The sequence below is a fragment of the Bacillus sp. JK74 genome, assembly GCF_053663395.1.
Genome location: NZ_JBSJQB010000004.1, coordinates 193,169 through 208,431 on the forward strand (window position 1 = coordinate 193,169; position 15,263 = coordinate 208,431).

Consider the following 15,263-nt stretch of genomic DNA (forward strand, 5'->3'; position numbering starts at 1 on the left):
CCTGTGCATGATCAAATAAGCTATTTTTACATAGCTTTCTCGTATCGTATAGAAAATGGGCAGACTAATCCTATTTTTTCTGATTTGAAATATTTGATTTCAAACGGTCAAAATAAGATTAGTTAATCATTGTCCACCCATCATCCCTTCGTATTTGTTACGAACAGTGTAGCACACACTTATCTGTAAAAGCAAAGGGTATAAGCCTTTTTATTCCAGATTGGAGGCTTCCCACTCTTCTTCTAAAACGGCATAATAATATTCATCCCACCATTCATTATCATGGGGGATGCATTTTTTAAAAAAGCCTTCCCGCCTCATCCCGATCTTTTCCATCACCCGGTGCGAAGCCATGTTTTCCGGCTGACATGTCGCAATGATCCGGTGTAATTTCATCTTGTTAAACCCGAATGCCAGCACGGCGCGCGCCGCCTCTGAAGCATATCCTTTGCCCTGGTATTCCGGGTGAAACACCCAGCCGATTTCATACGTATGATCGCCAAAATACTGAAAAAAAGCAATGTGGCCAATGACCGTTTCCTCATCCTTCAATAAAACGGGAAACTTCCCGGCATGTTCACCGCTGTTTTCAGTAACGAATTTCCTGGCATCTTCTTCGGTAAAGACACCCTCTGGTATATATTTCATGACACTCGGATTTGAGGCGTACGCATAGACATCCTGCCAATCTTCCGGTTCAAAAGTCCGAATGACAAGCCTTTCAGTTTTGATATTCATTTTTTTATGTTCCTCCATCAAAAAAGGTTTCATTTACTACTTCGATTGTAAGATATAAAAAACCTTTGAGCGGGGAAGAGCCGGATAAAAAAAGCCTGCAGCTATACACTGCAGGCGGTTATTTTTCATTTGCGGCGGCGGGCAGGTTTGTAAACCCGAATTGCCCTCCGACAGCTTCTTTTACTTCATGAATAACGATAAATGATTTCGGATCAATTTTTTGAACATGTTTTTTGATTTTCAGCAATTCGTTCTTTTTAATGACAACATAGATAATGCGCTTGTCTTTGCTGCCGTAATACCCGTATCCGTAAAAAATCGTCGCCGCGTTGCCGTACTCGGAGGTGATGGCTTTGGCGATTTCTTCGTATTGGTCAGACATAATGGTGAGGGCTTTTTTATTATGGAAACCCTCAATGACAATATCGACGATTTTGGCGCACAGATAAACGAATATAAACGTATACAGCATATGATTGATTCCGATCGCTAAAACGGATGCGAAAATGATGACACAATCCATATAAAACATGCTTTTGGAGATGTTAAAGCCCTTTGTGTAATTCAATAAATACGCCAAAAGCGTGGTCCCGCCGGTAGATCCGTCAGCGATAAAGATCAATGCCAGCCCCGCTCCCATCAGCAGAGCGCCGAATACGATCCCGAGCACCATGTCGTGCACGCCGAATGGAATAAAGCTGACGATGCTGAGAAAAACAGAAGTCATTCCCGTACCGAGTATCGTGTATAAAATCGTTTTTTTCGTTAAAAATTTATAAGCCAACCCGATAAAAATCAAATTTACAATCAGAGTCGTAATACTTGCAGGTATATGGAAAAGATAATATAAAACGAGAGCGATTCCCACGGTGCTGCCGTCCCCTAAATGATTCGGGATGACGAAAAATTCCACGGACGCCGCGATAAGAAAGGCTCCGGCCATAATCATCAGTATATCCTTGCAAATGTTCTTCATATGCAAACCTCCTCCGCAGTCAAAAATATATAAAAAACAAAAACGCCTCAAAAATTATCCAGCAGAACTAAATAATTTTTAAGACGAATCATTCACAATCTCGTTTGTTCATTCAGTAAAGAATGATCAGCTTCAATATCGAAGATTATATAGACACCTTCACATCTTGTCAATGCCGTGAAAATTGATTTTTCAGCAGTGTATATGAGGTTTGAATCAAATCAAAACGAGGAATGATATCAGAAGAGTTTTCATTTCTGCTCTATCAATAAGAGAAATGTAATGAGAGACAACGAAGAAGGGATGATGACATTGGAACGAATTTTTATCAGTCCGGCCAAATACGTGCAGGGAAAAAATGCCATTGAAACAATCGGCGGACATCTGGAGGGCGTTGGTGAAAAAGCCGTCGTCATCGCGGACAAAACCGTGTGGGATATCGCAGGTCACAAGGTGACGGCTGAATTAAAGAAAAGCAATATCTCTTCTGAAGAGGCGGTTTTCAACGGCGAAGCCTCCCAGGAAGAAATGAAAAGAATTGCCGGCATCGCAGAAAAAGCAGGGGCGACTATTGTCATCGGAGTCGGCGGCGGTAAAACGCTTGATACGGCCAAAGCCGTATCAGATGAAATAAACGGCTACACCGTTATCGTGCCGACGGCCGCTTCAACGGATGCTCCGACAAGCGGGCTGTCTGTCGTGTATTCTGAACAAGGCGCGTTCGAAAACTATCGTTTTTATCATAAGAATCCTGACTTGGTTCTGGTCGATACGAAAATCGTCGCGGAAGCTCCGCCGCGCTTTTTAGCATCAGGGATTGCCGATGCGATGGCGACGTGGATAGAGGCGCGCAGTGTCATCGCCAATGGCGGTAAAACGATGGCAGGCGGAATTCCGACAATCGCCGGAGAGGCTATCGCGGAAAAATGTGAAGCGGTATTATTCAAATACGGCCGTCTCGCTTATGAGTCTGTGAAAGCGAAAGCCGTTACGCCTGCATTGGAAGCGGTGGTTGAAGCCAATACACTTCTGAGCGGACTGGGATTTGAAAGCGGCGGCTTAGCTGCGGCGCATGCCATTCATAACGGATTTACCGCGCTTGAAGGTGAAATCCATCACTTGACCCACGGTGAAAAAGTGGCATTCGGCACGCTCGTTCAATTGGCGCTGGAAAAACGTTCGCTTGAGGAAATTGAGCGGTATATCGCGTTTTATATCAGCTTGGGGCTGCCTGTCACACTTGAAGACATCAAATTGAAAGACGCATCTAAAGAGGACATTATGAAAGTGGCAGAAGCCGCGACGATTGAAGAAGAAACGATTCATGCCGCTTTTGACGTGACGGCTGACGACGTGGCGGATGCCATTATAGCGGCTGATCAATACGCAAAAGCATTTAAAGAAAAACACGCGTAAAACCTTTTACCGCGTGACCCGGAACCAAGGGCTGTTACAGCCCTTGGTTTTTTTTATGCCCTTTGAAAACTTTTAAAAATAAAGAAAAAATTATGATACAATATACAAATGTTTTGAGAGATTGACAAAGGAAAGGTGGGAACGATATGCTGCATAATCCGACCGGTAAGGAGCGGCTTGCGCTGGCTTTTCTACTCGGAATGCTTGCGATACTGGGGCCGCTCAATATAGATATGTATCTGCCGAGCTTCCCTGAAATCGCCGAAGATTTAAGCGCCCGCGCTTCGCTTGTCCAGCTCAGTTTAACCGCTTGTCTGATCGGACTGACAATCGGACAGGTTGTTGTCGGCCCGTTAAGTGACGCGAAGGGAAGAAGAAAACCGTTATTGCTATGTATTTTTTTATTTGCTTTGTTTTCTCTGTTTTGCGCGCTTGCACCGAACATTGCAACACTGGTGATTGCCCGTTTTCTTCAAGGATTCACCGCTTCGGCGGGACTCGTTTTATCCCGTGCAATCGTCAGAGATGTGTTTACGGGAAGAGAGCTTTCTAAATTTTTCTCGCTGCTGATGGTTATTACCGCCGTCGCGCCGATGGTGGCGCCGATGACGGGAGGCGCGATTTTATTGCTTCCGTTTGCATCATGGCATACGATTTTTCTGTTTTTAACCTTTATCGGGTTTTTACTTGTTCTCATCATTGCGCTCAAGCTGACAGAAACCCTGCCGCCGGAAAAGCGGATTCCGAGCTCCATCGGAAATTCCGTGCGGACAATGGGAAGCCTGCTGAAGGATCGGTCATTTATCGGCTATGCGCTGACGGTCGGTTTTATTCACGGCGGGAGCTTTGCGTATGTCTCCGGAACGCCTTTCGTGTATCAGGATATTTACGGAGTATCGCCTCAGGTATTCAGTGTTTTATTCGGCATAAACGGTCTGGCGATCATTACCGGAAGCTTTATCATCGGCCGTTTCGGCGGGATCATTCACGAAAAAAGCCTGCTGAGAATCGGCGTGATTACAGCGATGACGGCGACTGCCGTTCTGCTCGTCATGACGATCATTCACGGGCCGCTTGCGGCACTGGTGATTTCCATTTTTATTTATATGATTACGATCGGCATGACGCTGACAAGCACCTTTACATTGGCGATGGAAAAGCAGGGACACCGCGCGGGAAGCGCAAGCGCACTGCTCGGCATGCTTCCGCTTCTTCTCGGTTCCATCGTGTCGCCGCTTGTGGGGATGAATGAAGCGACGGCCGTGCCGATGGGGGCAATTATGTTCACGACATCCGTTATCGGTTCCATCGCTTTTTTCGCCTTAACAACAAAACCGGAGAAGGCAAAAAAGGAGTGAAATGATTCACTCCTTTTTTTGATGCCCGCTATTCATATTTCTTCAGCACGATCGCCGAATTATGTCCGCCAAAGCCGAATGAGTTGGAAAGGCCGATCGTTAACGATTGATGGCGGGGCCCGTCTGACACATAGTCCAAATCACATGCCGAATCAGGGTGCTGCAGATTGATCGTCGGCGGGATGATGCCGTGTCTCAGGCTTTCTGTCAGAGCGATGGCTTCAACGCCGCCTGCCGCGCCAAGCATGTGGCCGAGCATTGATTTGTTGGCCGTAACCGGAATGTCATACGCAAGCTCCCCGAATAATGTCTTGATGGCCAATGTTTCAGAAAGATCTCCGGCTTTTGTGCTTGTCGCATGGGCGCTTACGACATCAATGTCTTTCGCTGAAACATTCGCCTTTTTCAAAGCGTTTTTCATCGCCAGGTATGCGCCCGTCCCTTCCGGATGGGAGGCCACCATATGATACGCGTCAGAGCTTGCGCCGTAGCCGAGCACTTCACAAAGGATCGGGGCATTTCTGCCGATTGCGCTATCCAATGATTCCAATACTAAGATGCCTGCGCCTTCACTCATGACAAACCCATCGCGATCCGCGTCAAACGGCCGGCTTGCCGCGGCGGGGTCTTCGTTTCTCGCTGACAGCGCGTGGGCATTGCCGAAGCTGGCTAATGACAAATTCGTAATCGCCGCTTCCGCTCCCCCGGCAAACATGATATCTGCGTCATCATTCCGAATGGCGTTGAATGCTTCCCCGATCGACGTATTGCCGATGGAACACGCGGTGACGGGCGAAAGTGAGGGGCCGAGCGCGCCTAATCTGATGCTGATTTGAGCGGCGGCCGCGTTTGAGATCATCATGGGGACAAGGCTCGGGCTCACTTTTCGCGCTCCCCGTTCATTTAAAGTATGAACGTTATCAATCAAAGTCGTGATGCCGCCGATTCCCGAGCCGACGTACACGCCGAGGCGTTCACGGTCAATCTGATCGAGCTGAATCCCGGAGCTTTCAAGCGCCTGTTCCGCTGCCGCTAAAGCAAACTGGCTGAAACGGTCAAGCCGTCTCGCTTCTTTTCTGCCCCATCTTTCTTCTGCGTCAAAATCACGGACGGTGCCGGCTATTTTTGTCTTGGAGCCGGAGACATCAAACGAATCGATGAGAGAGATTCCCGATGTTCCTTCCGTCAGGTGTTTCCAAAATGTATGCACATCATTGCCGAGAGGTGAAATCACTCCCATTCCGGTGATCACAACTCTTTTCATGGTCATTCCTCCTTCGGTATGTATTTATTGTAACTCGCAATTATCCTATTACAAGTTGTTGATTATCCTAGTATAATAAATACCAGGGTAAGAGAGGAGAGATTCGGTATGATACCAGAAGGAAGATTGCAGGCGCTCTCAGAGTTTTTAAAAACGCAGCGGGCCAAAATTTCTCCGCAGATGGCCGGGCTGCCGATGGGCACACGGAGAAGAACGCCCGGGCTCCGAAGAGAAGAGGTCGCGCAATTAGCAGGCGTAAGCACCACGTGGTATACGTGGCTGGAGCAGGGCAGAGACATTAAAGTGTCCGCAGCCGTATTGGACGCGGTTTCCGATGCGCTGCAGCTCAACAAAGATGAGAGAAATTATTTATACGCGCTTGCCATTGAGGAGGGCGTGAAGCAGCCGTTTGCCGCAGAGGAAGAAGCGGTTATCAGCCCGTCGCTTTCAAAAATCCTGCATGAGCTCCGTTATTGTCCCACCATTATCTCGGACAGGCGCTGTCATATCGTGGGATGGAATCAGGCCGCGGCTCACGTGTTTTTAGATTTTGAACAAATTCCTCCTGAAAAACGGAATCTCATAGAGCTATTGTTTTCCAGAAAAGAATTAAGAAGTTTAGCCGTGAACTGGGAGCACTTTGTGAAAGGATTCATCGCCATTTTCAGAACGTATTACGGCCAGTATGTAGCTGATACGTGGTATTCTCAGTTTATAGAAGAAATGGAGAAAACGTATTCGGAATTTCATACGCTGTGGAATGAGAGCGAAGTCAGCTCGGCACCCGAAGTATTAATTGAGTTCCGCCACGCGAAGGCGGGAAAAATGGTCTTTAACCTGACTTCATTTCAGGTTCAGGGCAACAGTGATCTGCGCTGCAGTGTGTATACGCCGGTAGATCATACCGAAACGGAAGCAAAGCTGAAAAAGCTCTTCGAAAACAGGTGAAGAACAGAAAAAACGGGAGGCGGCCGCCTCCCGTTTCAGTTTAAAATAAAAGCATCAAACCGGCGATGGCCGGTGTTAAAAAGATGGCTGATTTCAGAATGACTTTCGGCACGAGGTTGGTGAATTTTGCTCCGACATATGCGCCGCACATCGTTCCGATCAGCACTTTGACCAACAGCATATAATCGACAAATCCTTCCGTCACATAACCGAGTCCTCCGCCGACCGCAAGCGGGATAATGACAAGCATGGTGGTGCCGACCGACTGGCGGATGGATAAGCGCAAAAGAATCATTAAGCCGATTTGGATAAAAGGAGCAGAGCCGATACCGAACGTTCCGGACAAGATTCCTGCGATGATACCGAGTACAACGGCTTTCACCCATATGTTCAGGTTGCTTTGCCGTCCGGAATCTTCTTGTGTTTCTTTTACAATAAATAACCGGACTAAAATAAGCAGAGCAGATAAAAACAGCATGCCCGCCGTCAAGTAATGCAGCAAATCTGCGGGGATAAGGGAAGTAAGCTTTGCCCCGAAAAACGAACCGAATGCCGCAAAAACGCCGACGATGAGGCCGATCTTCATCTGAATATTGCCTTCACGGTAGTGGCTGAAAGCCCCCGATAAACTTGTGAAAGCCATTCCGGCGAGGGAGGTGCCCAAAGCCGTATGAATCGGTACGTGAAACAGTATAGTTAAAAGTGCAATGACAAAACCGGCTCCCCCCGCGCCGATAAACCCGAGAATAATCCCGAGAAGAAACATAACGAGTATAATAAGCACAATCTTCTCCTCCATTTAGATACCTGATCACCATGTTCAGATCCGCTTTATCAGGTTTTTAACAATCGACCGTAGTCCGTCGACCGTCGTCCAATATCTTTATGTTACCTCAAATTTAAGGGATTGGCAAGAAGACGAATCGCTTTTATACAGAGGGTTTACAGCTCTTTCACCATCACTTTTTCCCCTTTTGAGTCCAGCTCTCCATTGAATAAGAAGCCGAATTTTTGATAAAGCCGCAATGCGTGCACGTTATCTTCAAACAGGCTTAAATAAATCCGTCTGCAATCATATATTCGAACGAGATGGCGGATAAGGGCATCAAGCAACAGCCTGCCCAATCCACGTCCCTGATAATGTTCATCAATAAAAAAACGGTCAAGCCACACTCTGCCGTTTTCATTTTCCTCATCATATTCCGGAAACCATCCGTACATGGCAAAGCCGACCAATACCTCGTTAACATAAAGACCGGCCGGCTGATAATGCCGGCAATCCTCAGCATCTTGTAAGCACTCTTCCGCGGTTTCAATAAATGAAGTCTGGCTTTCCCTTACATGAAGCGCCAGTATATCGGCACGGTTCTCTTCCGTGACTGCTCTGATTTCAATCGTCATACTTGATACTCCTCTTCCGCTTTTTTCTGAGACGGTAAAGCTTTCATTTCGTAAGCCATTTGTGAATCAGCCTTCTCTCGGATACAATGATCATCATAAAGGATATGGTTACCGTATAGTCAAGGAGGCATTATGAGCGAAGACGTCAGAAAATACTTCACAACGGGTGAATTTGCAAAACTGTGCCACGTAAAAAAACAAACCCTGTTCCATTATGACGAGATCGGCCTGCTTTCTCCGGAAATCAAAAAAGCGAACGGATACAGATACTATTCCTATCATCAATTCGAACTGTTCCAGGTCATCGGTCTGTTTAAGGAGGTCGGGGTGTCCTTGAAGCAGATCAAACCGCTCTTAACAGACAAAACCCCCGAAGGTATCATCACGCTTTTAAAAGAGAAATCTTCAGAAATCGAAAGCAAAATCAAAAAGCTGGAGCACCTGCAAAGAATGATTCAGACAAAGGTGAAGCTGACCGAACAAGCTTTGGAGACAGACTTCTCCTCCGTCTCATTGCAGCGATTAGATGAAGAGACACTTATGATAGGACGACCCGTACTCCATTTGCCAGAACGGCAATACACTGCCGCCATTTCCGAATTGATCCGCTATATGCGGGTACATGAACTCGATCAGGGACATCCGGTCGGCGGACTGTTTGCGCGGGAGCAGATTCTGAAAAAAGAATTCTACAACTACACCCATTTTTATATGAAGACAGAAGGAGGCATAGAGAATAGAGACCTCCATATCAAGCCGAAAGGGCTTTATGCCGTCGGGTACCAAATAGGGGATGAAGCGGAAGCGGCTTACCGCAGCATCATGCAGTTTATTGAAGAGTATGGGCTGGAAATGGGCGATTATGCATATGAAGAATATATGCTTGATGAGGTTGTGGCGGACGGGTTTGACAATCAGATCACAAGAATCCAGCTGGAAGTCCGCAATCGATAAAGCCGATGCCGCCGTTCATTTACGTCTTCTGACAAACCTTGTATAATGAGAAAAATCAGATTGCAATTGAGGTGAAAATCGATATGTTTCTAGCGCCCTTATTTGAACATGATGTACCGGCAGCACTTCTCCGCCCTTAATGGAGGAAAGTGACTGCGCTTCTCTCCGTTAGGGCATATGACGTGACCTAATATGATAACGGAGGGTGCATCAAATTGAAAAATACATTGTTCGGTTCGATTTATTTGGCATTGGCCGCAAGTATCTGGGGCGGTATGTATGTCGTCGTAAAAGTAGTGGTAGCGGTCATTCCGCCGCTTGAACTGGTATGGCTGAGATATGCGGTGGCGCTTCTTTCGCTTTTGATTCTCAGTTTATTTTCACGCCAATCCTGGAAAGTTCATAAACGTGATTTATTACTGATCGCTGCGATCGGATTGATCGGCAACACGGTTTCGATCGTCACGCAGGAAATCGGCACGAAATTATCAACCGCGCAGATGGGTGCGATTATTACGGCATCCACTCCCGCATTTATGGTTGTATTTGCCCGGCTGATGCTGAAAGAACGGTTAACGCTGAAAAAAGGAATATCGACAGGGCTGGCGACGATCGGAGTATTGCTCATTGTGGGGAACGGAGATCTCGATATGTCGAGCCAGCTCGGCGGTCTCTCGCTTCTGGCTGCGGCGCTGACATGGGCTTTGATGTCCGTGCTGATGAAACGGGTTCCCGGCCATTACTCACCGCTTGTCGTCACAACGTATTCCATTTGCGTCGCATTTGTCATCCTGACCCCGTTTACAGCGGGCCCGCTTCGGGAGATTCCTTTGTCTCAGCTTGCCCGGCCTGAGATATGGGGCGGACTTTTATATCTGGGTGTGATCTCAACCGCCTGCGCGTTCATGCTTTGGAATCGCGGATTGCAATTGCTGAATGCGGCAAGCGGCGGTCTGTTTTTCTTCTTTCAGCCGCTTTCCGGGACATTGCTCGGCTGGCTGCTGCTGGGAGAGACGATCGGAGGAACCTTCTGGATCGGGGCGGCCCTTATTGTTTCAGGCGTCGTTCTCGTCATGAAAGAAAAATAGAAAATGAAAAAAAGCCATTCAGCAAATGAATGGCTTTTTTCTGATTTCCCGGCAGGATTCGCTCCGCCATAAACAGAAAACAAGGAGCAGAAACGGATCATGGGCACCGGTACTCTCAAGGTGCAATTCGGGGTTTCGTCAATTAACATAAGGCGGTGAAAAAATGGAGCCAAAATGGCTTGAATGGGCAAAACAGCTTCAATCCGCGGCGCAAGCGGGGCTGGCTTATTCCAAAGACATATATGATATTGAGAGATTTGAAGAAATAAGAAAAATAAGCGTGGATATCATGGCGCATCATACCGGCATCGAGAAAAGGATCATCAAAGACGTATTCGCCGGTGACACGGGCTATCCCACTCCGAAAGTTGATATCAGAGCGGCAGTTTTTAAAGATCAGAGCATATTAATGGTAAGAGAGAAAAGCGACGGCAGATGGGCGCTGCCGGGCGGATGGGCTGATATCGGGATTTCACCGGGCGAGACCGCTGTCAAAGAAGTAAAAGAGGAGTCGGGAATCGACGTAAAGCCCGTTAAACTGTTAGCTGTAATGGATAAGAAATGCCATTCCCATCCGCCGTCCGCCGCCCACGTTTACAAAGTGTTTATCAAATGCGAGATCATCGGCGGCCGGCTCAGGGAGGGAACGGAAACAAGCGCGGCCGGCTTTTTTGCGGAAACGGAGCTGCCGCCGCTATCTGAAGCCCGCAATACGGAAAGTCAGATTGAAAAGATGTTTGCATATCTCAAACATCCGGACGAACCCGTTTATTTTGATTAAGGCAGCAAGCAGGAAAAAGAGAGGAACTGGTTCAGCACCATTTTACTTATGAATGATCCGGCCTGTGATAGAGAAGGTAAATCATCAGGCCGGGTTTTAAGAGTCTGCCTGTTTCGGTGTGGTGCGCCCCTTAAAAAACCGTTTTTGAAAAATCGATAATCCTGCGGGCAGCTTCTGTCGGTTTTTCCTCGGGAACATAATGGCCGCAGCCTTTTACCTCATATCCGCTGACTTCACGAATTGATTCTCTCCATGTGTCAAGCACGGGAAGGCCGGCTAAGTTCCCTTTTTCTCCCCACAGCAAAAGCGTGGGAACATCCAGTTTTTTCTGTGATTCCTTTTCTGAACGATATCTCGGCAAATCAATTTGATAAGCGGCTCTGTAGTCATTAAGCGCAGCTTGAACAGCGCCGGGCTGCTTCCAGGCGGCTAAGTACCGGTCCCAGGCGCCGTCTGATGCCAGCAGGTCAAAAAGCCCGTCACCTCTGCTTAATAAAAATCTAAGATATTCCTCTTCTTTTCCTTTTATTAATTCTTCCGGCAGATGGGGAACGACCTGAAATGTCCAGTGCCAGTATTTTTTTGCCGCTTCAGCTGCCGTCAAAGAATCATAGACGTATTCAGTCGGCATAATGTCAATGAGCACAAGGCCTGCCGCCAGCTCCGGCGCATCTAAAGCGAGCCGCCTTGCTACTCTTGCGCCTCTGTCATGCCCGGCAATTAACGCTTTTTGTATATGCAGGCGGCGCATCAGACCTTGTATATCGCCTGCCATCGTTTTGTTATCATAGCCGTTTATGCCGCTCGGCTTTTCAGAATCGCCGTAGCCCCTCAGATCAACTGCGATGACTCTATGAGAAGCGGCAAGCGTCGGAATCACATAACGCCACGTCACCCAGCTTTGCGGAAAGCCGTGCAGGAGAATGACGGGGGGAGCATCCTCCTTTCCCGTAAAGACGTAATGAAGGCGGATGCCATTTACCTTAATTGAATCATGGGTCACATGCTTTTCAAATTGTTCACGAAAAGAATCCATTTTCTCTCTCCTCATAAAATGTTATTTGTTTATTTGAGAAATAATAGCGGAAGTGACATCTTCCGTTGAATGTTTTCCGCCGGCATCAGGAGTCAGAATGCCGCTGTTTGTGACCGTTTCAATAGATTGTAAGAGGAGATGGCCCAGTTCCTCTTCTCCGAATGAATCGAGCATTAATTTCGCCGTCCATATTTGGCCGATAGGATTGGCTATTCCTTTTCCGACAATATCCGGGGCGGAGCCGTGAACAGGCTCAAACATGGAAGGATATTTGCCGTTTACATTGATGTTGGCTGCGGGAGCGATTCCGACGCTTCCCATAATCGCCGCGCCGATATCTGTCAGCACATCTCCGAACAGATTCGAAGCGACAATGACATCAAAGCGTTCGGGCTGCGTGACAAAGAAGGCCGCCAGTGCATCGATGTGCTGGGAATCTGTCTCGATCCCGACGTACTCCCGGCTGACCTCTTTAAAGATGTCATCCCAGAACGGCATCGAGTGAACAATACCGTTTGATTTCGTCGCGCTTGTGACGTGTTTCCGCCGACTTGCCGCCAGTTCGAAAGCATACCGCATCACTCTTTCTGTACCCCGTCGGGAAAAGACCGCGTTTTGTATGGCGATTTCGTCCTCGCCCTGATAGATTCTGCCGCCGACAGAGCTGTACTCGCCCTCACTGTTTTCGCGGACGACTATCAGATCAAAATCCTTCGGGTTAACGAGGGGGGAAGTGATTCCCGGCAGGAGCTTCGCCGGCCGCACATTAATCACCTGTTCAAATTCCCGGCGTATCTTGATGAGCAGCCCCCACAGCGAAACATGATCGGGGACGAGTTTTTGATTCCCCACCGCTCCCAAAAACAAAGCATCAAAGTGCTGTAACGTTTCTAGTCCATCATCCGGCATCATAGTCCCGTGCTCCAAATAATACTCGCAGCTCCACGGAAAAGAAGTGAAATCAAAGGCAATGCCTCCATGTAATTCGGCGATCGCGTTCAACACCCGTTCCGCTTGCGGAACTGTTTCTTTCCCCACACCGTCCCCCGGTATGCTGACAATCTAGTATGTCTTCATGTTTCCGTCACCTCCGAATGAATTGTTTTCGGTTTACGGCAGACCGTCGACCGTTGTTCGCTATAATTCCATATTACGGCACATCCGATATGCTGGCAAGCTCGGGAATGTTGCTTCCATAGATAAACTGTTATATGATCTTGGTAACAATAAGGCCTAAATTGTATGAAGAGGTAGGAAAGATGGATAATTTTAAATTAGATAAGCCAATCCCGTATTATCTGCAATTTTATTCCCAATTGAAAAAAATGATATTTGACGGGATTTTTAAACCGGGTGAACGGCTGAATGAGACTCAGCTGGCTAAGGATTTCGGAGTCAGCCGGTCGCCGGTCAGAGAAGCCATGCGGCTCCTTGAAAAGGACGGGCTTCTGACAGCAGACGATCGAAACGGCTTTGTCATTTATTCTTTGTCCGTTAAGGATGTTGAAGAGATTTATCAAATCAGAATGTCACTTGAATCACTGGCGGTCGAACTGGTTATTGATGAAGCGGCTGAGAGTGAAATTGACCTCATTGAAAAACAGCTGCGGGAGACGGAAGAAGCCATCAATAAAGGCGTCAAAGAGACTGAGATTATTTCCTTAAACGAGTCGTTTCATCGGCTTCTTGTGGATTTCAGCCGCAACAGCCGGCTGGCCATGCTGCTTGAGCATGTCAATGTGCTGATTCATTTTTGCAGAGTTCTTAATTTTAAAGGAGATGACCGTGCGGAGGTTATCCTGCATGAGCACCGGAAAGTCTTTGAAGAAATAAAAAAGGGCGATAAAACAAAAGCCGTGCAATATATGACGGAGCATCTCAAGCATGATGAAGAACATCTGAAAGGCGTGCTCAAAGCGGGAGAAACAGACGAATCATCACGATAGACAAGGTGAAAAGCCTTGTCTTTTTTTTGCCGATGTCATCGAACCGTCATAAAGACCTGACGGATGTTCCTTGCATGATTTTTTCCGCGTCATTTATGATGGATATGGAAGAGACGCAAAAAAGGCAAAGGAGTTTGAAAAATGGCGAAACATATTCTGATGATCAATTTTCCCGCAGAAGGACACGTAAACCCGACTTTGGGTATGACAAAGGCCTTCAGCGAACGGGGCGATCACGTTCATTATATCTCAACGGAAAAATACAAAAGCAGACTGGAAGGAGTAGGAGCGAAAGTTCATCTTCACAGCGATCTGCTCAGAATGACACCCATTGATCCCGGCAGTCCGTCCGGCATACTTGCATTTTTAAAGGTTCATATCAAAACGTCACTGGAGATTTTACATATTGTGCAGCGGCTGGCAGAGGACATTCAATTCGACGCCGTCTATTATGATAAATTCGGTGCGGGAGAGCTGGTGCGGGATTATCTCAACATTCCCGGCATCTCTTCTTCAGCATCCTTCCTGTTCAATGAAGACCGTCTGAAAATACTGCCGCTCCATCCGGAATCGGGCGTGCCGTTTCAGCCGGACAGGGAATGTGAAGAGCTGTTGGCCGAGATGAAAGACAAATACGGTGTCGCCCCTGACAGCATGGTTCAATTTATGAACAACACAGGTGAATTGAACGTCGTCTATACAAGCAGATATTTTCAGCCCGAAAGTGAGACATTCGGAGATGAGTATTTATTTATCGGTCCGAGTTTTCCGAAGAGAAAAGGGCGCGTCGACTTCCCGATTGACTCATTAAAGAATGAAAAAGTCATTTATATCTCAATGGGAACGGTGCTCGGGGACACGGAAGCGTTTTTCAATCTGTGCATAGACGCGTTCTCAGATTTTGAAGGAAAAGTAGTCATTGCCGCCGGGGAAAAAGCCGATCTGTCGAAAATCAAACAGGCGCCCGAAAACTTTATCATCGCCCCGTACGTGCCGCAGCTTGAAGTGCTGGAGCAGGCCGACGTGTTTGTCACGCATGGCGGAATGAACAGTGTAAATGAAGGCATTCATTATCAAGTGCCGCTGGTCGTTATTCCGCATGATAAAGACCAGCCGATGGTTGCGCGCCGCCTGACTGAATTGGATGCAGGCTATACAGTGCAAAAAGATGAAGTGAGCGCTGAAAAGGTAAAGCTTGCCGCGGAAGAAGTGCTGCATAACGGAAAATACAAACAAGGCATTCAAGCCATTAATGAAAGCTTTAAAGAATGTATGGACATGAAGGATGTTCTGGCCCGGATCGACCGGTTTATTGAACAAAAACATGCTCAATAATACATGGAAAAAGCCTGTTTCC

The 15,263-nt window shown here is 47.3% G+C and carries 15 protein-coding genes; 8 read left to right on the forward strand and 7 right to left on the reverse strand.

The window, feature by feature from the left end; genetic code table 11:
• Positions 1-210 precede the first annotated feature (210 nt).
• Together ACWJJ5_RS14210 and ACWJJ5_RS14215 are read right to left on the reverse strand one after the other, a co-directional pair.
• Complete coding sequence (locus tag ACWJJ5_RS14210; protein WP_070082686.1) at positions 211-738, reverse strand: GNAT family N-acetyltransferase; 528 nt, start codon at positions 736-738, stop codon at positions 211-213.
• A gap of 118 nt (positions 739-856) precedes the next feature.
• A complete protein-coding gene (locus ACWJJ5_RS14215) occupies positions 857-1,714 on the reverse strand; it encodes a YitT family protein (RefSeq protein ID WP_454022482.1) in 858 nt (285 codons plus the stop codon).
• 282 nt (positions 1,715-1,996) lie between these two features.
• Between ACWJJ5_RS14215 and ACWJJ5_RS14220 the strand changes: the two genes are divergently transcribed.
• A complete protein-coding gene (locus tag ACWJJ5_RS14220; protein ID WP_014304447.1) occupies positions 1,997-3,130 on the forward strand; it encodes a glycerol dehydrogenase in 1,134 nt (377 codons plus the stop codon).
• A gap of 146 nt (positions 3,131-3,276) precedes the next feature.
• The gene (locus ACWJJ5_RS14225; protein ID WP_017419177.1) at positions 3,277-4,488 is read left to right on the forward strand and encodes a Bcr/CflA family efflux MFS transporter; all 1,212 of its coding nucleotides are present in this window, start codon (positions 3,277-3,279) and stop codon (positions 4,486-4,488) included.
• 28 nt (positions 4,489-4,516) lie between these two features.
• Here ACWJJ5_RS14225 and fabF read toward each other — a convergent pair whose 3' ends face one another.
• Positions 4,517-5,752: a beta-ketoacyl-ACP synthase II gene (gene fabF / locus ACWJJ5_RS14230; protein WP_003156054.1), complete on the reverse strand. Its 1,236-nt coding sequence runs from the start codon at positions 5,750-5,752 to the stop codon at positions 4,517-4,519.
• A 108-nt stretch (positions 5,753-5,860) separates the two neighbouring features.
• Here fabF and ACWJJ5_RS14235 point away from each other — a divergent pair, with 108 nt between their 5' ends.
• Positions 5,861-6,700 (forward strand): helix-turn-helix transcriptional regulator, encoded by an 840-nt coding sequence (locus ACWJJ5_RS14235; RefSeq protein ID WP_003156053.1) that lies wholly within the window; start codon positions 5,861-5,863, stop codon positions 6,698-6,700.
• Between the two features lie 40 nt (positions 6,701-6,740).
• Here the strand turns inward: ACWJJ5_RS14235 and ACWJJ5_RS14240 are convergent, their stop codons facing one another.
• Together ACWJJ5_RS14240 and ACWJJ5_RS14245 are read right to left on the reverse strand one after the other, a co-directional pair.
• Positions 6,741-7,484 carry a sulfite exporter TauE/SafE family protein gene (locus ACWJJ5_RS14240; RefSeq protein WP_146283780.1) on the reverse strand — a complete coding sequence of 248 codons (744 nt, stop codon included), beginning with the start codon at positions 7,482-7,484 and terminating at the stop codon, positions 6,741-6,743.
• A 158-nt stretch (positions 7,485-7,642) separates the two neighbouring features.
• Positions 7,643-8,101, reverse strand: coding sequence for an N-acetyltransferase family protein (locus ACWJJ5_RS14245; RefSeq protein ID WP_454022483.1), 459 nt, complete (start codon positions 8,099-8,101; stop codon positions 7,643-7,645).
• A 132-nt stretch (positions 8,102-8,233) separates the two neighbouring features.
• On the opposite strand from ACWJJ5_RS14245, the gene ACWJJ5_RS14250 reads away from it, so the two are divergent.
• The 3 genes from ACWJJ5_RS14250 to ACWJJ5_RS14260 all read left to right on the forward strand — a co-directional run bounded on the left by ACWJJ5_RS14250 (position 8,234) and on the right by ACWJJ5_RS14260 (position 10,924).
• A complete protein-coding gene (locus tag ACWJJ5_RS14250) occupies positions 8,234-9,055 on the forward strand; it encodes a MerR family transcriptional regulator (protein ID WP_146283778.1) in 822 nt (273 codons plus the stop codon).
• Positions 9,056-9,270: 215 nt separating this feature from the next.
• The gene (locus ACWJJ5_RS14255) at positions 9,271-10,143 is read left to right on the forward strand and encodes a DMT family transporter (RefSeq protein ID WP_454022484.1); all 873 of its coding nucleotides are present in this window, start codon (positions 9,271-9,273) and stop codon (positions 10,141-10,143) included.
• Between the two features lie 163 nt (positions 10,144-10,306).
• Complete coding sequence (locus ACWJJ5_RS14260; protein WP_326359230.1) at positions 10,307-10,924, forward strand: NUDIX hydrolase; 618 nt, start codon at positions 10,307-10,309, stop codon at positions 10,922-10,924.
• Between the two features lie 130 nt (positions 10,925-11,054).
• Here ACWJJ5_RS14260 and ACWJJ5_RS14265 read toward each other — a convergent pair whose 3' ends face one another.
• Positions 11,055-11,960 (reverse strand): alpha/beta fold hydrolase, encoded by a 906-nt coding sequence (locus ACWJJ5_RS14265; RefSeq protein ID WP_077721873.1) that lies wholly within the window; start codon positions 11,958-11,960, stop codon positions 11,055-11,057.
• A 21-nt stretch (positions 11,961-11,981) separates the two neighbouring features.
• Positions 11,982-13,022 (reverse strand): tartrate dehydrogenase, encoded by a 1,041-nt coding sequence (locus ACWJJ5_RS14270; protein ID WP_454022486.1) that lies wholly within the window; start codon positions 13,020-13,022, stop codon positions 11,982-11,984.
• Positions 13,023-13,219: 197 nt separating this feature from the next.
• On the opposite strand from ACWJJ5_RS14270, the gene ACWJJ5_RS14275 reads away from it, so the two are divergent.
• Positions 13,220-13,906 (forward strand): GntR family transcriptional regulator, encoded by a 687-nt coding sequence (locus ACWJJ5_RS14275; RefSeq protein WP_060386780.1) that lies wholly within the window; start codon positions 13,220-13,222, stop codon positions 13,904-13,906.
• Between the two features lie 141 nt (positions 13,907-14,047).
• Entirely contained in the window at positions 14,048-15,241 is a 1,194-nt protein-coding gene (locus ACWJJ5_RS14280) for a macrolide family glycosyltransferase (RefSeq protein WP_053573708.1), read from the forward strand.
• Positions 15,242-15,263 lie beyond the last annotated feature (22 nt).